25 protein-coding genes are annotated in these 22,791 nt (G+C 47.9%); 16 read left to right on the forward strand and 9 right to left on the reverse strand.

Annotation, left to right across the window (positions count from 1 at the left end; translation table 11 throughout):
• The first annotated feature begins 44 nt into the window (after window positions 1-44).
• Together NJR55_RS00565 and ubiA are read left to right on the forward strand one after the other, a co-directional pair.
• A complete protein-coding gene (locus tag NJR55_RS00565; protein WP_253616890.1) occupies window positions 45-626 on the forward strand; it encodes a chorismate--pyruvate lyase family protein in 582 nt (193 codons plus the stop codon).
• Window position 627: 1 nt separating this feature from the next.
• Window positions 628-1,479 carry a 4-hydroxybenzoate octaprenyltransferase gene (ubiA, locus tag NJR55_RS00570; protein WP_253616892.1) on the forward strand — a complete coding sequence of 284 codons (852 nt, stop codon included), beginning with the start codon at window positions 628-630 and terminating at the stop codon, window positions 1,477-1,479.
• On the opposite strand, the gene plsB is transcribed toward ubiA, so the two are convergent.
• Entirely contained in the window at window positions 1,467-3,977 is a 2,511-nt protein-coding gene (plsB, locus tag NJR55_RS00575; RefSeq protein ID WP_253616894.1) for a glycerol-3-phosphate 1-O-acyltransferase PlsB, read from the reverse strand. The two genes, ubiA and plsB, sit on opposite strands and share 13 nt — an antisense overlap.
• 131 nt (window positions 3,978-4,108) lie before the next feature.
• On the opposite strand from plsB, the gene lexA reads away from it, so the two are divergent.
• The 6 genes from lexA to NJR55_RS00605 all read left to right on the forward strand — a co-directional run bounded on the left by lexA (window position 4,109) and on the right by NJR55_RS00605 (window position 9,648).
• Window positions 4,109-4,726 (forward strand): transcriptional repressor LexA, encoded by a 618-nt coding sequence (gene lexA, locus NJR55_RS00580; protein WP_011233524.1) that lies wholly within the window; start codon window positions 4,109-4,111, stop codon window positions 4,724-4,726.
• On the forward strand, window positions 4,723-5,160 hold the full coding sequence (locus NJR55_RS00585) for an SOS-response cell division inhibitor (protein ID WP_253616897.1): 438 nt from the start codon (window positions 4,723-4,725) through the stop codon (window positions 5,158-5,160). Before lexA ends, NJR55_RS00585 begins: the two co-directional genes overlap by 4 nt.
• 305 nt (window positions 5,161-5,465) lie before the next feature.
• Window positions 5,466-6,587, forward strand: a complete 1,122-nt coding sequence (gene coxB, locus NJR55_RS00590; RefSeq protein ID WP_253617519.1) for a cytochrome c oxidase subunit II — start codon at window positions 5,466-5,468, stop codon at window positions 6,585-6,587.
• Between the two features lie 10 nt (window positions 6,588-6,597).
• Window positions 6,598-8,184, forward strand: coding sequence for a cytochrome c oxidase subunit I (gene ctaD / locus NJR55_RS00595; RefSeq protein ID WP_110013040.1), 1,587 nt, complete (start codon window positions 6,598-6,600; stop codon window positions 8,182-8,184).
• A 6-nt stretch (window positions 8,185-8,190) separates the two neighbouring features.
• Window positions 8,191-8,760, forward strand: coding sequence for a cytochrome c oxidase assembly protein (locus NJR55_RS00600; RefSeq protein WP_011233520.1), 570 nt, complete (start codon window positions 8,191-8,193; stop codon window positions 8,758-8,760).
• A 12-nt stretch (window positions 8,761-8,772) separates the two neighbouring features.
• Complete coding sequence (locus NJR55_RS00605) at window positions 8,773-9,648, forward strand: cytochrome c oxidase subunit 3 (protein WP_253616900.1); 876 nt, start codon at window positions 8,773-8,775, stop codon at window positions 9,646-9,648.
• A gap of 13 nt (window positions 9,649-9,661) precedes the next feature.
• Here NJR55_RS00605 and NJR55_RS00610 read toward each other — a convergent pair whose 3' ends face one another.
• Window positions 9,662-9,877: a DUF2909 domain-containing protein gene (locus NJR55_RS00610; RefSeq protein ID WP_253616902.1), complete on the reverse strand. Its 216-nt coding sequence runs from the start codon at window positions 9,875-9,877 to the stop codon at window positions 9,662-9,664.
• On the opposite strand from NJR55_RS00610, the gene NJR55_RS00615 reads away from it, so the two are divergent.
• The 5 genes from NJR55_RS00615 to NJR55_RS00635 are packed head-to-tail and all read left to right on the forward strand — an operon-like array spanning window position 9,855 to window position 13,688.
• Window positions 9,855-10,610, forward strand: coding sequence for an SURF1 family protein (locus NJR55_RS00615; protein WP_253616905.1), 756 nt, complete (start codon window positions 9,855-9,857; stop codon window positions 10,608-10,610). The genes NJR55_RS00610 and NJR55_RS00615 overlap by 23 nt on opposite strands.
• On the forward strand, window positions 10,607-11,152 hold the full coding sequence (locus tag NJR55_RS00620) for a hypothetical protein (RefSeq protein ID WP_253616908.1): 546 nt from the start codon (window positions 10,607-10,609) through the stop codon (window positions 11,150-11,152). Before NJR55_RS00615 ends, NJR55_RS00620 begins: the two co-directional genes overlap by 4 nt.
• Before the next feature lie 9 nt (window positions 11,153-11,161).
• Window positions 11,162-12,151 (forward strand): COX15/CtaA family protein, encoded by a 990-nt coding sequence (locus tag NJR55_RS00625; protein ID WP_253616910.1) that lies wholly within the window; start codon window positions 11,162-11,164, stop codon window positions 12,149-12,151.
• Window positions 12,152-12,164: 13 nt separating this feature from the next.
• The gene (gene cyoE, locus NJR55_RS00630; protein ID WP_253616912.1) at window positions 12,165-13,061 is read left to right on the forward strand and encodes a heme o synthase; all 897 of its coding nucleotides are present in this window, start codon (window positions 12,165-12,167) and stop codon (window positions 13,059-13,061) included.
• A gap of 12 nt (window positions 13,062-13,073) precedes the next feature.
• Window positions 13,074-13,688 carry an SCO family protein gene (locus NJR55_RS00635; RefSeq protein ID WP_253616914.1) on the forward strand — a complete coding sequence of 205 codons (615 nt, stop codon included), beginning with the start codon at window positions 13,074-13,076 and terminating at the stop codon, window positions 13,686-13,688.
• Here the strand turns inward: NJR55_RS00635 and NJR55_RS00640 are convergent.
• A complete protein-coding gene (locus NJR55_RS00640; RefSeq protein ID WP_253616916.1) occupies window positions 13,685-14,770 on the reverse strand; it encodes a polysaccharide deacetylase family protein in 1,086 nt (361 codons plus the stop codon). The two genes, NJR55_RS00635 and NJR55_RS00640, sit on opposite strands and share 4 nt — an antisense overlap.
• Window positions 14,771-14,827: 57 nt before the next feature.
• On the opposite strand from NJR55_RS00640, the gene NJR55_RS00645 reads away from it, so the two are divergent.
• Window positions 14,828-16,150 carry an MATE family efflux transporter gene (locus NJR55_RS00645; protein ID WP_253616919.1) on the forward strand — a complete coding sequence of 441 codons (1,323 nt, stop codon included), beginning with the start codon at window positions 14,828-14,830 and terminating at the stop codon, window positions 16,148-16,150.
• Here NJR55_RS00645 and NJR55_RS00650 read toward each other — a convergent pair.
• From NJR55_RS00650 to NJR55_RS00660, 3 genes are all read right to left on the reverse strand, one after another.
• Complete coding sequence (locus NJR55_RS00650) at window positions 16,122-17,507, reverse strand: DUF4397 domain-containing protein (protein WP_253616921.1); 1,386 nt, start codon at window positions 17,505-17,507, stop codon at window positions 16,122-16,124. The genes NJR55_RS00645 and NJR55_RS00650 overlap by 29 nt on opposite strands.
• 115 nt (window positions 17,508-17,622) lie before the next feature.
• Window positions 17,623-18,201, reverse strand: a complete 579-nt coding sequence (gene nfuA / locus NJR55_RS00655; RefSeq protein ID WP_253616923.1) for a Fe-S biogenesis protein NfuA — start codon at window positions 18,199-18,201, stop codon at window positions 17,623-17,625.
• A 71-nt stretch (window positions 18,202-18,272) separates the two neighbouring features.
• The gene (locus NJR55_RS00660; RefSeq protein WP_253616925.1) at window positions 18,273-18,962 is read right to left on the reverse strand and encodes a ComF family protein; all 690 of its coding nucleotides are present in this window, start codon (window positions 18,960-18,962) and stop codon (window positions 18,273-18,275) included.
• Between the two features lie 36 nt (window positions 18,963-18,998).
• On the opposite strand from NJR55_RS00660, the gene bioH reads away from it, so the two are divergent.
• Window positions 18,999-19,766, forward strand: coding sequence for a pimeloyl-ACP methyl ester esterase BioH (gene bioH, locus NJR55_RS00665; RefSeq protein ID WP_338034522.1), 768 nt, complete (start codon window positions 18,999-19,001; stop codon window positions 19,764-19,766).
• A 15-nt stretch (window positions 19,767-19,781) separates the two neighbouring features.
• Here bioH and mutM read toward each other — a convergent pair whose 3' ends face one another.
• Together mutM and NJR55_RS00675 are read right to left on the reverse strand one after the other, a co-directional pair.
• Window positions 19,782-20,594, reverse strand: coding sequence for a bifunctional DNA-formamidopyrimidine glycosylase/DNA-(apurinic or apyrimidinic site) lyase (gene mutM / locus NJR55_RS00670; RefSeq protein ID WP_253616929.1), 813 nt, complete (start codon window positions 20,592-20,594; stop codon window positions 19,782-19,784).
• Window positions 20,595-20,609: 15 nt separating this feature from the next.
• Window positions 20,610-21,116, reverse strand: coding sequence for a hypothetical protein (locus NJR55_RS00675; protein WP_253616931.1), 507 nt, complete (start codon window positions 21,114-21,116; stop codon window positions 20,610-20,612).
• A gap of 118 nt (window positions 21,117-21,234) precedes the next feature.
• Here NJR55_RS00675 and NJR55_RS00680 point away from each other — a divergent pair, with 118 nt between their 5' ends.
• Window positions 21,235-21,852: a 2OG-Fe(II) oxygenase gene (locus NJR55_RS00680; protein ID WP_034818930.1), complete on the forward strand. Its 618-nt coding sequence runs from the start codon at window positions 21,235-21,237 to the stop codon at window positions 21,850-21,852.
• A 30-nt stretch (window positions 21,853-21,882) separates the two neighbouring features.
• On the opposite strand, the gene NJR55_RS00685 is transcribed toward NJR55_RS00680, so the two are convergent.
• The gene (locus tag NJR55_RS00685) at window positions 21,883-22,587 is read right to left on the reverse strand and encodes a hypothetical protein (protein ID WP_253616933.1); all 705 of its coding nucleotides are present in this window, start codon (window positions 22,585-22,587) and stop codon (window positions 21,883-21,885) included.
• Between the last annotated feature and the right edge of the window lie 204 nt (window positions 22,588-22,791).

The raw sequence follows: 22,791 nt of genomic DNA on the forward strand, positions 1-22,791 counted from the left end.
TCTCTCTGCTATCATAGCGACAGAGCTTAATAACGCCAACACAAATGACAACAGAGTTTTATGCTACCCCGGCTTTTCCAGTTAGCAAAGCGCTGCAATGGACACCGCCCGAACAACTTGAATTAACCCCAACACAGGCCGACTGGCTGCTATACGAAGGTTCGCTTACAGAACGTCTGAAGCAGGTAGGTCAGCATTTCTCCGTTAAGTTACTCGGCCAGCAGTTGCTTGCCCCTAACACTGAAGAAAAACGAAGGTTAAAAGGTAAAGACCAGGCCGTTATCCGCGAAGTTCTACTATACTGTGATGAAAAGCCTTGGGTTTTTGCGCGCAGTCTATTTTCACCCAGCGCCGAAAACGCCAATACACTGAATTTACAAAAACTGGGAAATCAGTCACTGGGTGAGTCTTTATTTGCCCGTAGCGACTTACACTGCGGGCATATAGAAGTGGCAGAGGTTGTTTTAACGCACCCGGTAGCTCAGCTTAATCAGCAGTGGTTTGGGCAAAACCAGAGGCTGCTGGGCAGACGCAGAATGTTTTCAACGAGTGGTGAGCAACTGTTAGTCAGTGAAATTTTTCTGCAGCCGTCGTCACTTTACTCGTCGCCGAATAAAAGGAGTTAGTATGCAAAAGTTAATCGCTTTTTGGCAGTTAATGCGTGCAGACAGACCCATTGGTACCTATCTACTTGCCTGGCCGACCATCTGGGCACTCATGATAGCCGGAGCCGGCGAGCCGCCCCTGCGTATCGTTGTTATATTTCTGCTCGGTACTTTTGTCATGCGCTCTGCCGGTTGTGTTATTAACGACTTTGCCGACCGTAATTATGACGGTCACGTGCGCCGAACCCGCCAACGTCCTATTCCGGCGGGAAGAATATCGGCAACTGAGGCAATGATAGGTTTTATCGCTCTGTTAGCCATTGCCTTCGGGTTGGTTATGCAACTGAACACAGAAACTGTCATGCTCAGCTTTTTCGCGGCCGGCGTAGCTGCGCTTTACCCGTTTTGTAAACGCTGGACGCATTTGCCACAAATTGTATTGGGTATTGCCTTTAGTTTCGGCATTCTCATGGCCTTTACCGCACTAGAATCTGACCAATGGTTTATTGCTGGCTTGTTGTTCCTTGCCAATATTCTCTGGACGGTTGCCTACGATACTGAATACGCCATGGCAGACCGCGAGGACGACTTAAAAATAGGCCTGCAGAGCACGGCAATTTTGTTTGGTCGCTTCGATCGTCTGGCTATTGGCCTGATGCAGTTGGCTACTCTGGCCTTATTGGGCTGGGTATTGCACTTAATTACCGTCGAACTTTGGGTGTGGCTGGCATTAGCGGCTGTCTTTCTGTTGTTTGCTTACCAGCACTGGCTAATACGGCACAGAGAGCCCGGAAAGTGCTTCCAGGCTTTTCTGCATAACCATTATATTGGTATGGTATTCGCTATTGGCTTAGCCGTGCATTACTGGTTCTGATCACTCTCAGTCGGTTTTTGCTCTTCCCTCGGTTCACGTTCGGCCGGCTCTTTTAGCTGCTGAACGAACTGCTCCACCGACTGACGAATGGTTTGCAGCACGGGTCCGTCAATGAGCTCATCGACCTGGTCGCTGAGCTCGCCCACTGGCTCTGCAGCAATTTGCTGGCCTTCGTCATTAATTTCTACCAGACCTTGCTGTTTTAAACTGGCTATCAGCGTCGACATGACTTTCTTATCGTAAAATTCCGGCGCATCAATGCCGTGAATAGAACTTAAACGTTCGGCCAGGGTAATAGACTGCTTTTCGAGATCCGCGCGCATGATGGGCTGCGCCTGTTGCAGCAACTCAAGTACTATACAGTAACGCTGCAAGGTTTCACTGGCACTGTTGGCCAATAGCCGTAACCGATACCACTGCGCACTTTCCCGTTGTGCAATGGTGCAAACACCGTCTTCCAGAGTAATTAACTGCTGGCGTGCCAACTCTTCGGCAAGAGCTTCTGTCCAGAGCGGTAGGTCTTCAACATTATGACTCAAATAAAGTTCAGCTTTTAACGACGGATAAATTGCCTGTGTCCGCGCAGCAATTTCAGCCACGCTGACTGTTTTCTTCGCCATGATAATTGACGCAACAATGCCGGGAACCACCATCAAGTGAAGAATATTATTCCGATAGTAAGTCATGGCTATGGCTGTCATGTGCTCCAGCGAGACGACTTCACCCATGGTATCGCTATTGACAGTAAATTTGTCAGTACGCAATGCCTGCTGCCAAAGCTCTTCCGGTGTCTCGTCTGGCACGCTCATCATATTGCTGTATGGTACTTCGCGAAGCACGCCCAGATAAACCTCCAACTGAGCCAACAATTCCTCTTTCATCAGTGCGTGATGCTCTGAACTCAGTAACGCCAATGCGGTAAGGTTAACACTGTTTGCCGCGGCCGAATCGTTAATGCCCTGCATAACTTGCTCGGCTAAGCCACCTACCACCGGATTCAACCAGCCCGGACGTTCAGGTTCCTGTGCCCCACGGGTGACCGACTCATGCCAGTTAGGTGCCACTTTGTCCAAATGGTGCTTTAAATTAATAGGCTGACCGAAAGTGACAAAACCCTGACCAAAGTTTCGCAGCTTGGCAACGGTTTTCAGAATTTGAAAAACCGACTCTTTTTCTTTGTCCTTACCTTTAAGCTCTTTCAGGTAAGTAGCCACTTCCATAATATGCTCGTAACCAAGGTACACAGGCACCAGCGATACCGGTCGTTGCTGGTCGCGAAGCATGCCTTGTACAGTCATTGCCAGCATACCGGTTTTAGGCGGTAATAAGCGGCCGGTTCTGGAGCGGCCGCCTTCACTGAAGTATTCCACCGGGTAGCCTTTTTGGAACAACCAGCACAAGTATTCACGAAAAACCGCTGAATACAGTTTATTACCCCGGAAACTGCGGCGAATAAAGAACGCCCCACCACGGCGGAAAATGCCGCCGACTGGGAAAAAGTTAAGGTTCACGCCAGCCGCTATATGCGGCGGTACAAGGCCCTCTTTATAAATAACATAGCTGAGCAACAGATAATCCATGTGACTGCGGTGACAAGGCACATAGATAACTTCATGTCCTTGTTGCGCTAATCGGCGAATCGTATCCCCGCCTTTTACATGAATGCCGTTGTAAATCCGGTTCCACATCCAGGTCATAAAACGGTCTAACACCCGGATAAGCGTCGAGTTATAGTTGGCGGCGATTTCATCGATATAGGATAAAGCGCGCTTGCGGGCTGCTTCTTCACTAATCTTTTTGCCTCGGGCTTCATCCGATACCGCCTTTTTTAACGCCGGAGTGTTAATGAGTGCTGACATCAACTCTTTACGCTGACTCAGTTTAGGGCCGGCAACCGCATGGCGCATACGCACGAAGTGAACTCGCGCTACTCGCGCCAATTTGTGCGCGATACGCATATCTGTGCCATGGTCACGCGCCATCGTGCCCAGACTGACTGAGCGCGAAAAACGCAGCAACACTTGTCGACCGGAAAAAATTACCAGCCAGAATTTACGCCAATGCCCAGGATTATCTAAGTCACCGGTCATGGTGTTACCGGCATGTGCCTCTTCTCCGGCCTGGCGGCCCCAGAATACGCCCGCGGGTATCAGCTGCACATCCAGCTCCGGCTGGTCTTTATGCAGGGTTAATAGCTGATGAAACTCAGATACCGTTTGATCCGATACATCATTCGCCAGTTCTTCCAGGTACATGATTCGGTTGTAGGTTTTACCATTAACCACAAGAGGGTCGACAGGGTCTGGCAAGCCGCGCTTCTGCGCCGCCCGCTGTAAAATGGATAGATCCGCTTTAGAGGTTGAACGCATTACATAGACAATTGGCTTGCCAACAGTTGCTGAATGCTCTTCTTCAGTGCCATCCCAAATTTCCTGAAAGCGCGTTAACCAGCGTAACGGGTATTTAAAAATTGGGAAAAAGCGGCTTATTCCTTTCATATAGAGACCTCTGTTTTAAACAGAAATACAGGATACCAACTTCGTGTAAAAATGTCGTTCAAGAAATTACTTGCGAAATCAATTTACCTGTATATACTCACAGTATCACTGTACAAATAAACAGGTACATTATGCGCCCGTTAACACCAAGACAATCTGAAATTCTTGAGCTTATTAAGGATAATCTGCACGCAACCGGTATGCCGCCGACTCGTGCCGAAATTGCCCATAAGCTGGGTTTTCGCTCTGCTAACTCCGCAGAGGAGCACCTGAAAGCGCTGGCCCGTAAAGGCGTTATCGAAATACTGCCCGGCATGTCCCGCGGCATTCGCCTTGTCGGCGATGACTACGATATCGCCGATGGCCTGCCGTTAATAGGCCAGGTTGCAGCAGGCGAACCTTTATTGGCTGAACAACATGTTGAAGGTCATTACAAAATTGACGAATCACTGTTTCATCCTGCCGCCAGTTTCTTACTTAAAGTAAACGGTATGAGCATGAGAGACATTGGAATTTTAGACGGTGACTTGCTAGCTGTACATAAAACCGAACAAGCTCGTAACGGCCAAATAGTCGTTGCGCGAGTAGAAGACGAAGTCACTGTAAAGCGTTTTGAACAGCGCGGAAAAACTATTTTGCTTCATCCAGAAAATGAAGATTTCTCTACCATTACTGTCAACCTTGCCGAGCAAGTTTTTGCCATTGAAGGGCTTGCGGTAGGTGTGATCAGAAACGGAGCGACCTTATGAAAACTCAATATCAGCAAAAATTACACCACCCGGGTCTGTGGACTGCCGAAACTGCGGTGTCACCTTTCCCAGTGGATGCGAAAAGCAGTCAGGATTCATTTGACGTCGATAGTCTGTCCCCCGTTGTGCAGCGCGCGTTGCAGCAAAAACCTAGCCAGTGGATAACGGTTATTGGTGGCGATAAAAACGTTATTCAGCAACTGATAGCCTGTGGCGTAGCTGAATCTCAAATTCGCTGGTTACGCAGTCACTCCACCGAACGCTGTGAGTGGGCGCTGGAGCAGGCTTTACTGGCTGGTACCAGTAGTATGGTTATTGGTTATCTCGACTCTGTTTCCAGCCGTACCTGGCAGCGTGCAAAAATGGCCAGTAAATTAAGTGAAACACAATATTTTCTGTTTGATAAAAACACACTGACATCCCACCTGCACTAACCCCACCTTTGTTAGTGTGTTTTCTTCCCCAAGGCTGCTTTTGCAGCCTTTTTTTAACAGATCCGCTTATTTTTTGTTCGTTCGTGTGATTTGATCTGGATCTTTCGTTGTAAATTCGTTAATAAATGCAGTACCCGAATATAAAAATAATATAACAACGATAACTACAACAAAGAGTCAGTAGAGAAAGCGATTTCTGGGGAGAAGCTGTACCTTTTTCTGCTTACCTCTTTGTTCTTCTAATTCAGGCTAGCAAAACTTGCTTTGCTGTCTCATTGAAGAATAAGAGGAGAAGCCACGTGAAAATGAAGCCTTTGTGGGCACTATTGGCGCTAACGAGTCTACCGGCTGCTGCTCAGTCGCGTCTCAATATGACCCAAGGTGTCACTGAAGTGAGTAACCGGGTTTACGATCTCCACATGACGATTTTCTACATCTGCTGTGTGATTGGCGTGATTGTATTTGGTCTCATGTTTATTTCGATGATCCGACACCGGAAGTCGAAGAACCCAACCCCCTCCAATTTCCATGAAAACGTCAAAGTAGAAATAGCCTGGACTATAGTGCCGCTGCTGATACTTGCAGGTATGGCAGTGCCGGCGACCACGACACTAATAGCCATGGAAGACACTTCAGATGCAGATGTAACGGTGCAAGTCACCGGATCGCAATGGAAATGGCACTACAAATACTTTGAAAATGAGGTCGAATACTTCAGCCGTTTAGCCACTCAGCAAGAACAAATTGATAATGAGTTTGAGAAAGGCGAAAACTATCTATTGGAAGTGGACCGTCCGTTAGTTATTCCAACCAATAAGAAAGTGCGTTTTCTGGTTACCTCAGATGACGTTATTCACAGCTGGTGGGTTCCTGACTTCGCCATTAAAAAAGACGCGAACCCCGGTTTTATTAATGAAACCTGGACTAGGGTAGAAGAGCCCGGAATTTATCGTGGTCAATGTGCCGAGTTGTGTGGCAAAGACCATGGTTTCATGCCCATTGTTGTTATAGCTAAAGAGCCCGCTGAATACGAAAAATGGATTACCGAGAAAGAAGAAGAGCAACGCAAAGCACGGGAGCGTGAACAAGAACTGCTCGCTATGGAAATGTCAGAAGACGAACTCATGGATCTCGGTGAGAAAGTATACAACAGTACTTGTGCAGCTTGTCACCAGGCAAACGGTCAAGGCGTAAACGGCGTGTTCCCGGCACTTGCTGGTTCCGGCGTTGCGGCAGACCCTGAAGCCAAAAGCAAACACATAGACATTGTCGTTAACGGCGTTACCGGCACGGCTATGCAAGCGTTCGGAAGTCAGCTTTCAATGCGCGAGTTAGCCGCAGTTATCACCTACGAGCGTAATGCCTGGGGTAACGATACCGGAGACCTGATTCAGGCCGCCGATATTAACGAAGTCATGAATCAATAAGGAGACGGTGATGAGCACTGTAGTGGAAGAGACACATCACGATACACACCACGATCATAAGCCGTCTGGTATTGGTCGCTGGCTATTTACAACGAACCATAAAGATATTGGTTCGATGTATTTATGGTTTAGCTTCACCATGTTCCTGGTGGGCGGCGCTATGGCAATGATCATTCGCGCGGAACTGTTCCAACCCGGATTACAACTTGTTGAACCCCAGTTTTTTAACCAAATGACCACGGTGCATGGTCTGGTTATGATTTTTGGTGCCGTTATGCCTGCTTTTACGGGCTTGGCTAACTGGATGATCCCCATGATGATTGGCGCACCAGATATGGCGCTGCCCCGGATGAATAACTGGAGCTTCTGGATTTTACCTTTTGCTTTCATGATTTTGTTGGGCTCTTTGTTTATGGAAGGTGGCGGCCCGGCATTTGGCTGGACAGCTTACGCACCGCTTTCCACAACTTACAGCTCCGATTCAACGGCATTGTTCGTATTTTCAGTACACATTATGGGTATTTCATCCATTATGGGCGCTATCAACGTCATCGTGACTATTATGAACATGCGCGCACCGGGCATGAATTACATGAAAATGCCATTGTTCGTCTGGACCTGGTTTATTACGGCTTTTCTGCTTATTGCCGTAATGCCGGTACTGGCGGGCGCGGTTACCATGTTGCTGACCGACAAATACTTCGGTACCAGTTTCTTTGATGCGGCTGGCGGTGGTGACCCAGTTATGTACCAGCATATATTCTGGTTCTTCGGGCATCCGGAAGTTTACATCATGATTTTACCGTCCTTCGGTATCATTTCAGCAATTATTCCAGCCTTTGCCCGTAAGCGACTGTTTGGTTACTCCTCAATGGTTTACGCAACAGCGGCCATAGCATTATTGTCGTTCCTGGTCTGGGCGCACCACATGTTTACCACCGGTATGCCGGTGTTTGCTGAATTGTTCTTTATGTATTGCACTATGCTCATAGCCGTTCCCACCGGGGTTAAAATATTTAACTGGGTGGCCACTATGTGGCGTGGTTCTATGACGTTTGAAACGCCGATGCTTTTCGCCCTGGCGTTTGTGATCCTGTTTACCATAGGTGGTTTCTCCGGCTTAATGCTGGCTATAACTCCCGCAGACTTCCAGTATCACGACACGTACTTCGTCGTCGCCCACTTCCACTATGTTTTGGTCACAGGTGCCATTTTCTCAATTATGGCAGCGGCTTATTACTGGCTACCCAAGTGGACCGGGCATATGTACGACAGTACGCTGGCGAAAACTCACTTCTGGACATCGCTTATTTCCGTAAACGTGCTGTTCTTCCCTATGCACTTTGCAGGCCTTGCCGGTATGCCAAGACGTATTCCAGATTACGCCACGCAGTTTGCTGATATTAACCAGATAGCAAGTATCGGCGGTTTTGCCTTTGGGTTATCACAGCTTATTTTCCTTTGGGTGGCTATTAAGTGCGTTAAAGGCGGCGAAAAAGCAGCGGCTAAGCCATGGGAAGGCGCGGAAGGACTGGAGTGGACAGTTCCGTCACCAGCGCCTTATCACACCTTTGAAAAACCGCCCAAAGTGGAGTGATAAATCATGTCTGAACAGCGTCCCGACAACAGCATTCTGGTTAAGCGACTGTTACTGACAGTCGCCGGAATGTTCGCATTCGGCTTCGCGCTGGTGCCACTTTACGACGTATTTTGTGAAGTGACGGGCTTTAACGGTCGTACCAGTAACGAAGCGGCGGTTTATCAACAGGTTGAAGTAGATGAATCACGCACGGTCACGGTGCAATTCCTGACACGCAATGCCAAAGGTATTCCGTGGAAGTTTGAACCATCGATCAAGCAAGTCAAGATTCATCCGGGTGAAGTTAAAGTGGTCAATTTTTTAGCAGGAAACCCCACTTCCTCGAACATGATCGCTCAGGCTATTCCGTCTGTAGCGCCCGCTGAAGCTTCTCTTTACCTGAACAAAGTAGAGTGCTTTTGCTTCAACCAGCAACCGCTGGCCGCCGGCGCTGAAACAGAAATGCCAATGCAATTTTATCTGGACCCGGACATTCCCGATCATATTACGACATTTACCCTGTCATACACGCTGTACGATATGACAGCCAATACGTCGGCTGAAGCAATTGCTCAGCTGTTAAAAACAGAATAAGGAAACGACGTTATGGCAGAACAACAAAGTTATTATGTTCCTGCTTCCAGTCCCTGGCCAATTGTTGGTGCAGTTGGGTTAGGCTTAATTGCCTGGGGTGCAGGACACACTGTTATCGATATGAGCAAAGAGCAGGATGGTTATGGCAGTACTGTATTGACCATTGGCTTAATCGTTATAGCCGTCATGCTCTTTGGTTGGTTTCGTGACCAAATCAACGAATCCATGAGCGGTAAATACAGTAACCAACTAGGCGACTCCTACAAACAAGGCATGAGCTGGTTTATTTTTTCCGAAGTCATGTTCTTCGCTGCTTTTTTTGGTGCCCTTTTCTACGCCCGCGTTATTGCCGTTCAGTGGCTGGGGGGAGACAGTAACAATGCTATGACCAATGAAGTTCTGTGGCCAGAGTTTGTCGCCCAATGGCCGTTGGTAAAAACACCAGGTGGCACTGAAACCCAGGCTATGGGTTGGTATGGTCTGCCGGCTATCAACACGCTTATTTTGTTGGCCAGTTCAGTTACCTGTCACTTTGCTCACACAGGTCTGGAACAAAATAAACGTAAACAGCTAACCGCAATGCTTGGCATTACGATTATTCTGGGTTGCATCTTCCTCTATTTGCAAGGTGCCGAGTATGTGCATGCCTATCAGGACTTAAATTTAACGCTGGATTCCGGCATTTACGGCAACACCTTTTATATGCTCACCGGGTTCCACGGTATGCACGTAACCTTAGGAACAGTCATGCTTATCATCATGTTCCTGAGGGTTTTGAAGGGGCATTTTACACCAGATAATCACTTCGCTTTTCAAGCGACTAGCTGGTACTGGCACTTTGTTGATGTCGTTTGGTTGTGCCTGTTCGTCGTGGTTTACATACTCTAAAAAAACGCCCCGTCTAATAGGGGCGTGGGTTTAAAGGTAAAAAGCCACTAGCAGTCGCCGCTATCAGTATCACAAGGATAACGGCGGCCACTCCCACCCGTTTTCCCAAATAATGGGACATGGGTGGTTTATTCGGGTCGTTGCGCAGCATACTGAATAATGCGCGGAACAGATTCACCACCATATAACCAAGCAGCAGTACAATAATGATTTTAAAAAAGACCAACATACGTTTTCCTCTTATCGCTACGTTAGTTACTCTGCTGGCAATTGCGGTGTTGGTCAAGCTAGGTTTTTGGCAACTAGAGCGCGCAGAACAAAAGCGTAAGCTGTTTTCCGATTACGAACAGCAACAATCAAAAGGGGACGCAACTGCTCTGTCTCAGCTAGGAACAATATCTTCTGAGTCTGATCGCTTTCTTTTCGTCAAAATGAGTGGTGACTTTGCTCAACAACCGGTCTTTTTTCTCGATAATAAAATGACCGACGGCATTGTCGGCTATCAGGTTATTGCCTTGTTCCGCCCCGACGCCAAAGCCGATAATTATATACCTGTTAATATGGGCTGGTTACCTGCTCCTGCATCCCGGCAAGAACTGCCCGAAATAGATATTCCCGAGAGTAGACAGAATCTTACGGGCTACCTGTACTTTCCTTCGAACAATAAATTTGTCAGCAATACTTATGAAACCGAGTTAGCTGATGACCGAATACGAGTACAAGAGTTTCAGCCTAACGCCATTAGTAAGGAACTCGACATTCCGTTAACCGACTACACCTTTTTATTGAAATCACCAGACACCCTAGGTTGGCAGCGTAACTGGAAACCCCAGGTAATGTCGCCGCAAAAACATCAGGGGTACGCTGTTCAGTGGTTTTCGCTGGCCATTGCGTGCTTGGTGATTTTTGTATTTGCTGTTATAAAACTGAATAAACAACCAAAAAAAGAGGAGACCCGATGAGCTCCCTGAATCGCTCTCGCCGTTCCATGATTATTGTTTTCCTTGCTTTTATAGTCCCCGTTTTGGCCGCGTGGCTTTTTTTGTCTCAAAACTGGTATGAGGCGGGAACCAATAAAGGCATTTTATTGCAACCCACCATTACCTTAGAACAACAAGCCGAACAGCTACCAGTAGGTTGGCAAGTGGGATATATCGCCCCGCAGAACTGTGCAATCAGCTGCGAAAATGCTTTATACGTTATGAACCAAATCGATGTCGCTATTGGTAAAGACACCGATAGGCTAACCCCCGTAGTATTGCACCAAAGCGAGAGTCTGAAGGCCGAGTTCAACCATAGCGCCCCGCATATTACCCAGCTGGTAACGCCTGAACTGATCAAACAACTTTCAGCTCTGCCAGCGAACACCTTGTTTATTATCGACCCGATGCATAACGTCATGTTGTATTACCCCACTCATGAGGACAAAGAGCAAATGATAACGGAAGGTAAAAACGTGCTGGCGGATCTTCGTAAACTGCTTAAATTGTCCAGAATTGGGTAGGGAAATGACATGCGTTTACTGGTAAAAATTAGTGTCTTTTTTGCTTTTATCGTTATTGTTCTTGGCGCCTTTACCCGGCTCACTGAAGCAGGCCTGGGTTGTCCTGACTGGCCCGGCTGCTACGGTTTTTTGAAGGTACCATCGCAGGAGGAGCACATTCAGCAGGCGGAACTCAGGTTCCCGGATGCACCTGTGGAGCACGCCAAAGCCTGGAATGAAATGGTACACCGCTATTTTGCCGGCACTCTGGGGTTATTAATACTGACCATTGCCATCATTGCCTGGGTTAAAAGCCGTCGTTACAGTCATTACCCTACTCCGGTTAAGTTGCCCACTTTGCTTCTGGGCTTAGTGATATTTCAGGCGGCTCTGGGTATGTGGACAGTCACCATGAACCTGCAACCGCTCATAGTTATGGGGCATTTGCTGGGCGGCTTTTCGGTTATATCGCTGCTATACCTGCTATCGCTGAGGCTATCTTCATTCAGACTGGCTGGTGGTGACCCGGAACTCAGGCGTTATCGCAGCCTGGCATTTTTTACGCTACTGGTGGTTATTGGTCAAATAGCCTTAGGTGGCTGGGTTGCAGCAAACTATGCCGCCGTAGCCTGCACTGAACTTCCTTTTTGCGAAGGTAACTGGACGACGCAGCTGGACTTTGCCGGAGCCTTCAGCATTCCTGAGGCCGACACCTATCAATACGGAGCCCATGACTACAACGACCGTATGACCATGCACGTAATGCACAGAGTGGGCGCTATTATTACTTTTTTAGTGATTTGTGCTCTACTCTTTAAATGCTGGCGAAAAGCCAAGTCGCACTTTTTCCGGCGTTCATTAATTGTTATCGGCTTGTTATTATCTTTGCAAATTCTGCTGGGTATTAGTAACGTAGTCTTTCAATTACCGCTTTGGAATGCAGTGGCACATAATGCCGTAGGGGCTTTATTGTTACTGTCGCTGGTCGCGTTGAATTACAACCTGTCCAGAAAAGCGTAGAGGAGTTGAAACTATGCAATCCGTTGCCACAAATAATATAACAAAAACGCGCAACGCTCATTGGCGGGACTACCTTGAACTGACCAAGCCCCGTGTCGTAGCCTTACTGCTGCTAACTGCTGTAGTGGGCATGTGTCTGGCCACTGAGGAACTGGTTTCGCTGAAAGTACTGGTGCCGGCGCTTACCGGTATTGGACTCATGTCTGCCGCTGCGGCCGCCATTAACCACTTGGTTGATCGCCATATTGACGCGAAAATGGCGCGTACACTTCGCCGTCCGCTACCACAGGGGAATTTATCACCGGCAAAAGTCACTGCGTTCGCTGCATCTATAGGTGTCATTGGTTTTGTGACCCTGTATGCCTGGGTTAATCCTTTAACCGCCTGGTTAACCTTTGCCAGTATGGTGGGTTACGCTGTGGTTTATACCATGTTTTTAAAACGCGCTACGCCGCAGAACATTGTCATTGGTGGTTTAGCCGGTGCTGCGCCACCGTTACTGGGCTGGACCTCGGTGACCAACGAAATTAACGCGCCAGCGGTGCTGCTGGTGATGATCATATTCACCTGGACTCCGCCCCACTTTTGGGCGCTTGCGGTGCACCGCGCTAAAGACTATGCCCGTGCCAAGGTGCCAATGCTGCCGGTAACCCACGGTATTGAGTTCACCAAAACCTGTATTTTCCTGTACACCGTTTTGCTGACCGTGGTTTGCCTTATGCCGTTTTTAATTGGCATGACAGGCATGATTTATCTGGTCGGCGTCAGTGTACTGAACGCAATTTTCCTGGCTTACGCCTGGAAGTTGAAATACGCGCCCAGCAAGAAAACAGCCTTTAACATGTTTGCCTTCTCTATCTGGCACCTCATGCTGCTGTTTGTGATTTTACTGGTCGATCACTACGTATAACTGGAGTAAGAAATGAGTCGTATCGTTACGCTGCTGGCGGCGCTTATCGCCCTTGCAGCCGGGTTCGCGGTTTACAATTTTTGGCCGGAAGAGAAGCCCGAAGCTTTAGTTTATGAACCGCCGCGGGCGTTAAAATCGTTTAAGTTAAACAGCACAGCCGACGGCGCTATTGAAAACGAGGCGCTCAAAGGCCAGTGGACCTTACTCTTTACCGGTTATACCTTCTGTCCTGATATCTGCCCAACCACCATGTCGGATCTCAAAGGGGTGCTACCTGCATTACAGGAAGAAGTGTCCGAGCCAGTGAAAGTCTGGATGATTTCAGTTGACCCTCAACGCGATGACATTGAGCGTTTAACTCAATACGTTAACTATTTTGGCGACGACTTTGTCGGTGTGCGAGCCGAACACAAAGAGCTATTTCCCTTTGTGCGCGATTTAGGCTTAATGTATTCCATTCCCGATGAAGGCGAAGAAAATTATCTGGTTAACCACAGTGCCGCTATTATTCTGGTTAACCCCAACGGGCACCGTAAAGCCATTTTTAATGCCGACCACCAGCGAGGAGAAGTGCCGGTGGTCAGCATGGATCAGCTCAAAAAAGACTTTGCTATTGTCACCGATTAATCAGGCCAGCTACCTGTTTCGTCAGGACGAATAAGCGCGACGGAATACCAATAGTAACGAGACTCCGATGCGCTGGGTGACGTGCAATTGACGCGTGAGCGCCCAATGTTAACATCCTTTTCAAGCGTCACACTAAACTGAGTATCGCTTTCCCACTCAGGTTTTAAGACTGAACCACCAGCAAAACACTGCAGCGCATCGGTACGCATATCGTCTAGTGTTTCGCCTTCTTCCAGCGTTACGCTAATCGTCGGTCTTGTATTATCATTTGCGATTAAAGGCTCTTCCGGTTGGTAAGCACTTACCGGCATAGCCTTAGAGTTCAGCTTGGCCTTCAGGGTATTCAAATTCGCATAGATACCCGATGCCGGAAAGCGGGTAATAACAGTGTCTTCGCTCCATTTTGACCATGGCCCTGAGTGCTGAGCAAAGGCCAGAAAACCCCATTCATCCAGTAACGCCCGCAACTCGTTGTTGTACTCACCGTAAGGGTAGGCAAAATATTTCTGCTGTTCGCCTAAGTTTTCATCAATGACTTCTTGTGCGCTAATCACATCGTAATGCATACGTTCGCGCCACTCTTCATCGCTCTCATCTTCCTGCTTGCGAATAAGATGCGCGTGCGTCTGCCCGTGGTTAGCAATGGTAGCGCCGTTCTGCTGAATTTCTTTAAGCTCGTCCCAGCCCATGTAGTGGCCGCTGTGCTTACGTATAAGTTCAGGGTTAACGAACACCGTATAGGGCATTTCAAACTCTTCCAGAACCTCTACAGCGTTCTCATAGACGTTTTGATAGCCGTCGTCGAAGGTTATAACCACCGCTTTCTCAGGAAGCTCTTCGCCTTTTTCAATGGCATCACGAGCATCAGTAATATCAATGACATTAAAGTTGTGGTCCTGCAGGTATTGCAGATGCTCACGGAAAGTCGCCGGATCAATTGAGGTTACCGCCGGAGTTGAGTCACTGACGTGGTGATACTGCAGTACCACCACACTGTCGGCGCTGCCTGCCTGAGCTAATGGTGAGCACCCCAATAATAAGCCCGATGCAGCGCTCAGCGTCATTTTGTTCAACATCTTCATACTGACTCCTGATAAAGTATATAAGCCGTCATTAACCGAGTTTACTTAAGGAAAGTTATGCACAAGCTGTTTGGATTTTCATTGTCTGATCACAGCCGCGTTTTTGCGATTGCCCTGCCAATGATCATTTCCAATATTGCTGCGCCACTTCTCGGTTTAGTCGATACCGCCATCATAGGTCATTTGCCGAACGCTATCTACTTGTCGGCTGTTGCCATTGGCGCCATGGTAGTCAGTTTTATTTATCTGCTGGCGGTGTTTCTGCGCATGGCCACAACCGGTTATATAGCCCAGTCATACGGTGCCGATGACATACATGCTCAGCGCCAGCACTTCAATAACGGTATTGTTATTGCGTTGAGTTTGGGCGTCTTAATAGCGGTTGCCAGCCCTTTAATTAATGAATTAGCCATGTGGGTTATCGCCCCTTCAGCCGAGCTCGAAGGCTACGCCCGCGACTACATCGAAATACGCTTATGGTCGGCACCGGCTTCGTTGATTACGCTCGTCGCTCTGGGGGTATTATTAGGCCGACAAAATAGCCGCAAAGCCATGCTTCTGGTGATAATTACCAACGCCGTTAATGTGGTTATGGACGTTATACTGATACTGGGCTTTGGACTGAATGTAAAAGGCGCCGCCTGGGCGTCGCTTAGTGCTGAGTGGGTTACCGCTATTGTCGGCTTCTACTGGACCGCCCGTGCGCTGGGCTGGCATTTGCACCACTGGCAGCTGAAGTTTCAGCAGCTGCGTCAGTTTTTAGGCGTTAACGGTAATATTTTTATACGCAGTCTGATACTGCAACTGTGTATGGCAACCATGACCGGCTACGCCACTCGCTACGGCAGTACCATGGTGGCGGTTAACGCCGTACTAATGCAGTTCCTAATGCTAATCTCTTTGGGGTTAGATGGCATTGCTTATTCTGTAGAAGCTTTAGCCGGCGAAGCTAAAGGTCAGAAGCGTTACGATAAAATCCGTTATTGGTGCAAAATTACTTTGCTCTGGTCGTCACTCTTTGCTGTGGTTTATGCGTTAGTTTTCGCCCTGGCCGGCAGTGCAATTATTCGCCTTATTACCGATATTCCCGAAATTATCCGGGTTGCCGAAAACTACCTGCCATGGATAGTGGTGTTGCCACTTATCGCCCACTGGAGCTATTGGTTTGACGGTGTTTTCATTGGTTTATCGTTCAGCCGTGGTATGCGTAATACGATGATATTAAGCGCTTTAATTGGCTTTCTGCCTTTATGGTGGGCGGGATTGCCGCTGGAGAACCACGGGTTGTGGTTAGCTCTCAGCGGCTTTTTACTCATGCGTGGTATTACCCAGGCAATTTGGCTTAAATACTTTAGTTCGCCAGGTCATCCATCAGAATAAGCTGCGGAGGCAAGCCGCCACTGGTTGCATCAACGGCAACTGCCGTGTAGATACCACCGCCCTCTAAAGTCAGAACCGGCGTCTGGATAGCAATGTCCTGCGTACCTGTTGCGGTTACAGTAACCACGTAGTCACCCGGAGTTAACGGAACGTTGCCAGTGCTCACCAGGCCTTCTGCGTCAAACGCAATATCGGTAAAAGCAGCGTCTGCGCCACTAATATCATCGGTTTCAGTGACATAGATATCAACATTACCGGCACTTGGTGCTGCATGCACCAACTGTATTTTGGCTTCAGTCGCCACGCTGCGACGTTCTTCGGTCAACACTTGCAAACCAATAGTGCTCAGTTCACCGACAGCATAAACTGAATAACTCATTGCGTTTTCTACTTCCAGAGGCAGATCCTCAAGCACTACGGGAGAACCTCCGGCAGCGGCAACATCAACACTGTATTCAGCGGCTTCCAGATTTAAGTAGTCTGTTGCACTTAAAAATGCCAGGTCTGCAATTTGAGGATCCGCAGCATCGTTTAATGTCACATCAACATTCGGTGCATCAGCTACGGCGTGCACAACACGAACATCCGCACCAGCGTCTGCATCATTAATTAAGGTGGTTGCCTCACCGTCGCTCACTTGCAGAGTGACGGGCGAATTTGCAGAGTTGGCAGCAACATTATTGGTTGCGGCAATAATGTAGTCACCGCCGTCGGCCAGGTTCACGGTTCCTGAGTCGAAAATTACAGCATCGTCACCCGCACCGGTTAAACGAATACGGTAGTCACCGGTTTCAACATCAACCTGACCACTGTCTTCCCCGTAAGCAAGCGTTAAAGTTGCTGAAGCACTGCTTAACTCAGCGTCCGGGGCTGTCAGATACACATCGACAGTCGGCGCACCATACGCAACATGTACCACCTGAATACGGCTTTCACCGGCAGCCACTTCTGATACGGGATTGGATAAAATTAACGGTTCTAGTGATTCGTCAGCCAGCTGACCGGCGGCAAAAACTTCGTAGCGAGTATCTGCAGCAAAGGTTAAGGAAGCCGGACCAATAGCATTAACGGTACTGTCATCGGGTAAAATGCCCTGAACCGTAATGTCATAGTCACCAGCATCAACTTCCAGAACGCCGGAAGACGTGTGGTAAGGTACATTCTCTAATAATGCGGTCTCACCTGCTAAAACATTAACGTTGGGCGAATCGGCAGACGTGTGATGTACCCGTACAAAGCTTGATTCAGCTTCAGGAGGTGGTGTGTTAGTATCGTCATTGTCACTGTCGAACCAGTCACAACCTGTGATGAGAAAAAGCGATGTCGCTATGACACCCAGTTTTTTGATCCCTTGCATAATTTAAATCCTCGTATTGATTAGGCAAATATCGTTACGAGCATTATTTGTGCAAGGGATCACATATTTTTAACATCAAAAAATCGAAAGATACTAAGTTGTATAATCGAAAGGTCTAGTAGTAGGAGTGTTCTCCGGGCTCATGATCAGTGATATCACGCACGCCTTTCACTTCTTCCGGGAAACGCTCAAGCAACTCTTTTTCAATGCCGTTTTTCAGGGTTACGTCAATCATGCTGCAACCATTACAGCCACCGCCGAATTGCAAAATAGCAACGCCGTCATCCGTAATTTCTGACACCATCACCTGACCACCGTGGCTGGCCAGCTGGGGGTTAATCTCTGCCTGAATCACATATTCTACCCGCTCAATTAGCGGTGCGTCGTCAGCAACTTTACGCGCTTTGGCGTTCGGGGCTTTCAGAGTTAACTGAGATCCCATTTCCTGCTCTTCAAAATCAATAGCAGCGTCTTCTAAAAAAGGCGCACTGCCTGAATCCACTACGGCATCAAAGCCATTAAACGGCAGACGCTCGTCGTCCGGTTCGACCGAATCTGGCGGGCAATAAGAAACACCACACTCTGCATTCGCCATACCGGGGTTCACCACAAACACACGAATACACGTGCCGTCGGGCTGATCGGCTAATAGCTTCTGAAAGTGGGACTGCGCTGCTTCTGAAATACGAATCATAAATACTGACCTCACGGCTTATACCTGAGTAAATTACTAGGGTATAGTGTAACCGAAACGCCCTGCAGTTTCTAGTCGTGCTGGTTATAGACAACCGCCCACGCATCCACCGCTCTAGCCCCTTTTTTGTAGAGCGCATCGGCTGCTGCCATCATAGTGGCGCCGGTACTCAGCACGTCGTCCACAACCGCTACCGTACAGCCACTAAAATCCTGCAAAGCCAGTTGGCTGCCCCGACTGTTCTCCCAGCGTAACGACTTTGATGCCATGTGCTGCATGGGCACCGCTCGTATTTTACGTAACCCACCCGCAATATAAGGTAACTCAAGAGCCACTGACACATGCCGCGCCAGTAATGCAGTCTGGTGGAAGCCTCTTTTACGCCAAGCTTGTTGCGTCATAGGCACTGCAACAACGCAGTCCGGCATTGCCTGTTCGCGGTAACAAAGGCGTAAATGAGCCGCTAACTGGTTTGCCAATAAAGATGCCAGTTCAGCTTTATGACGAAATTTAAACTGAGTAATAAGCTGCTGTACCTGAGGCTCCCAGCGCAATGCACCGTACCAGTAGCGGCAAGTTTTTTGCCCGGTCACTAAATGCTGTTCAATATCGGACAAATGCTGACAACAGCGCGGATACCAACGCGGTAGAGCTTCTTCGCAATAAGAGCAAAGGCTTGCGGCGGCCACCTTAGAATAACCGCAACTCCAGCAGGTACCCAGTTCAAAAGCATTGGCGAAACACTGTAAAAACGATAGCATACCACCCCTTAGTTAATAACTCGGACAGGTAGTATAGTGAGCCTTTCGGTAACGTGCTGTGGCACAGGACCCCCTATTGTTGTACTCCATGGCTGGGGAATGAATTCAAGTATCTGGCAACCTGTGGTACCGGCATTAAGCGAGCACTTTCAGTTGTACTGCATCGACCTGCCCGGTTTTGGTGACTCTGTCTGGTCATCAGAAAATGACGTTTCACTGGAAAGTTTTGTAGAGCAAATTATGCCTGCCCTGCCGCCACGCTTTCATTTAATGGGATGGTCTTTAGGCGGGTTAATTGCCACACAAATTGCACTGACGCATTCTGACCGGGTTATGTCCCTAACCACCGTTGCATCGTCACCGCACTTTGTGGAAAGCAACGACTGGGTGGGTATTAAGCCAACCATTCTGGAACAGTTTCAACAGCAACTGGACAGCAACTTTAAAAAAACCATTGAGCGGTTTTTAGCGATTCAGGCCATGGGCAGCGAGGACGCACGCGAACAGGTTAAGCAGGTAAAACAGCTGATATTTACCAAGCCAATGCCAGACCAGGGTGTGCTGAAACAGTCCTTGGCCATATTACAAACTGCAGATTTGCGCCAGCAACTACCAAACATTGAAGTTCCCTTTAACCGTTTTTACGGACGGCTGGACAGCCTGGTTCCGGAGCGCGCTATCGACGATATTTCCGCACTGGCGCCGGAGTCAAAAGCTGTGGTATTCACCAAAAGCGCACACGCCCCGTTTATTTCGGAGCCGGAGCGCTTTGTCAGCGAATTACTGAAGCTTGTTGAGAACTAAGAGTTAAAAACCAAACTAGCGCTGGCATTGGGTGCAGTACACCGTGCTGCGCTGACCCAGACGAATTTCTTTCAACCGGTTACTGCACACCATGCAAAGCTTACCGCCACGCCCGTAAACCTGAAGTTTCTGAGCGAAATAGCCTGGGTTACCGTCCACCTGAGTAAAATCTTTTAAGGTAGTACCACCCAGTTCAATAGCACTTGCCAGAGTTTCTTTTATTATCGGCACCAGTTTCTGGTAGCGCACTTTACTGATTTTCCCGGCCGCCCGTTTCGGGTTGATACCCGCCTTAAACAAGGCTTCGTTCGCGTAAATATTGCCAACACCCACGACCACTTTATTATCCATAAGAAAGGTTTTCACCGACTGCGAACGCCCGCGTGAGCGTTCAAATAAATAGTCGATATTAAACGCGTCGGTTAACGGCTCAGGGCCAAGTTGGCTTAATAGTTCATGCCCGCTCACATCACCGTCACTGTAAAGCAAAGCACCAAAACGCCGCGGATCGTTCAAACGCAGGGTTTGGCCGTTATCGAACTCAATATCAATATGGTCATGTTTGTAGTGAGTTGTTTCGGCTGGAACCACGCGCAGCTTACCCGACATACCCAGGTGTAATATCAAACAGCCGTTATCCGTCTGTAACAACAAATATTTTGAGCGGCGGCTGACCGAACGCAGCACGTGCCCTTCGACCTGATGCACAGTTTCCGGAACCGGCCAGCGCAGGCGTTTATCGTGAACCTTAACCGACTTAATTGTGCGGCCTTCAATGTGTGGAGAAATGCCTAAACGGCTGACTTCAACTTCGGGTAACTCTGGCATAAATCGATAACTTCCTTAATGACCCAGTAATTGACTGGCAGTAAATTCTATTACGCGGTAATTCTGCTGCTGATTCGGCAAACGGATCATCAACTCTGGCTCTGCATAAAGCTCAATACGCGCCTCTTCGCCCCCGACAAAACCAAAATAAATTTCCGTTATTAAATTTTCAGCTGGCTGTTCGGTTGGCGTCATGGTTAATGCCAACCAATTTTCAGCGACGCTAGCGGCCGCTTTTTCCGATAAGCGACATGGAGCCTGACATTGCCATTGTCCATCATTTAACGCTAACTTCAGCTGGTCAATTTGTATTGCTCTCAAGTTTCCGTCATTCGGTATCAGGCCAATGACTTCGCCCGATTCAGCCTCTTGCGCAATACCGTCATCCGCTTCCTCTTTAACCGGTGGAGCGACGTACCAGAACACCACCATGATAATTAATATCACGTAAACCAGAACGTTGTTCCATGCTCTTCGGGTCATGGTCAGCCCAAATATTTTTCGCTTCTCATTCACTTTCATCGGCTTGCGCTCTTTGTGCTAAGGTTCGAATAGTTTTCTTGTTGCCGTACTCCTTGTTACTGGAGACAGAATACCCTATATTCTCGCGCGACAACAAAGTACGGAGCTTTATTGCATTATGGTGCTATCTGATATTATCGACAAAGTTGCTGACCACGGCTACTGCATTATCGATAATTTCCTGCAGCCGCAGCGTTCGCAGGCTCTGTATCAATACGCTCAGCAATTACCCGCGCAATACTGGAATCTGGCTGGTATCGGCCGCCAGCAAAACCAGACCATTAATACCATGGTTCGCAACGACCGTATTTACTGGTTAACTCCGGAAGAACCGCGTCATAAAGACTACCTCAGCATTATGGATGAATTACGCCACGAATTTAACCGCGAGCTCTTTCTTGGCCTGTTCGATTACGAATGCCACCTGGCGCATTATCCTAAAGGCGCGTTTTATAAGAAGCACCTGGATGCGTTTAAGGGCAGAAGCAACCGAGTGCTCACAACGGTGTTTTACCTGAACCCTGAATGGCAGGAAACCGACGGCGGGCAATTGGTTATTTATGGCGACAAGGGACAGGTGCTGGAAACCGTACTGCCTAAACAAGGGCGTTTAGTGGTGTTTTTAAGCGACCGCTTTGTGCATGAAGTACAACGCTCGGAACGTGACCGCTTCAGCATTACCGGCTGGTTCCGTATTAATGCCAGCATCTCGGGCATTATTGACCCACCTCGATAAATAGAGGATTCCCCAGCTTTACAGAATTTACTAGTAGCTATATTTAGCTTCGGCTTTCCCGCTTAGCTGGCTTTGCAAATTGCTTTGGTATTTGAAAATATCAAAGTTACCTTTGAAAATTTCACCACGATTCGTCGTATATGATTTATCTAAAATTTCTTTAATATCAATTATATCTTTGAAGTTCTCTTGAGTAACGTCGTATTTCCCCCAGTATTGCCCTTTTCCGTCGTAACCCCTGTCATATTCCTGCCCTTTAATGAAAATATCAGGAACTTCCTTCGCTAACTCCAGAATCTCAGTATTTGAATTGAGCTCAGATTCTAAGTACTCTTTTTCGTTTTCAGTTATATTGCCTGAAACCACAAGCTTATCGTCGCTATCAATAGAAAACCCCCAGTCTTTATTTGCTAATGAGGGATTGTCTTTCTGCAAGTTTGCCATAAAAATTTGGTATTCTTTCTGCATGCTTCTAAGTAGCTTGGGTAACTCACCGAAAGTAATGGTATTTGTCATTTTGTCAATTAAGGCTGATTCAGATTTATGAGCTTCGATAGTAAAAGGTCTGTCATAAGTTACCTGCTCATCTGACGAAATTTTCTGGTTTTTATGATAAACGTCCTTATCCAGCCCCTTTTCTGCCTGACTTATTGGCTGTTCACTCACAGCAACCTTTAACTTTTCGTTGGCTAACTGAGTCACTGTCTGAGTTAATGCATTTCTATTAATTTCCATAACAAAGCCTGCTTATAAGAAACTGCGATTTGATATATCAACTTGTTATCGGTGAAAGAGAAAAAACCTTGAGTTTTTAGTGATTTCTGAAGTTTCAAAGTTAAACGAAATTAGTCATGAGGCAAGCGAAATAAGGCTCTCGGACAACCGAAGGACATAAATTAACCAAGTTACTACAGTTAAGAGATAACCTGCCGATAATCA

Source organism: Idiomarina rhizosphaerae, assembly GCF_024159085.1.
Lineage (GTDB): Bacteria > Pseudomonadota > Gammaproteobacteria > Enterobacterales > Alteromonadaceae > Idiomarina > Idiomarina rhizosphaerae.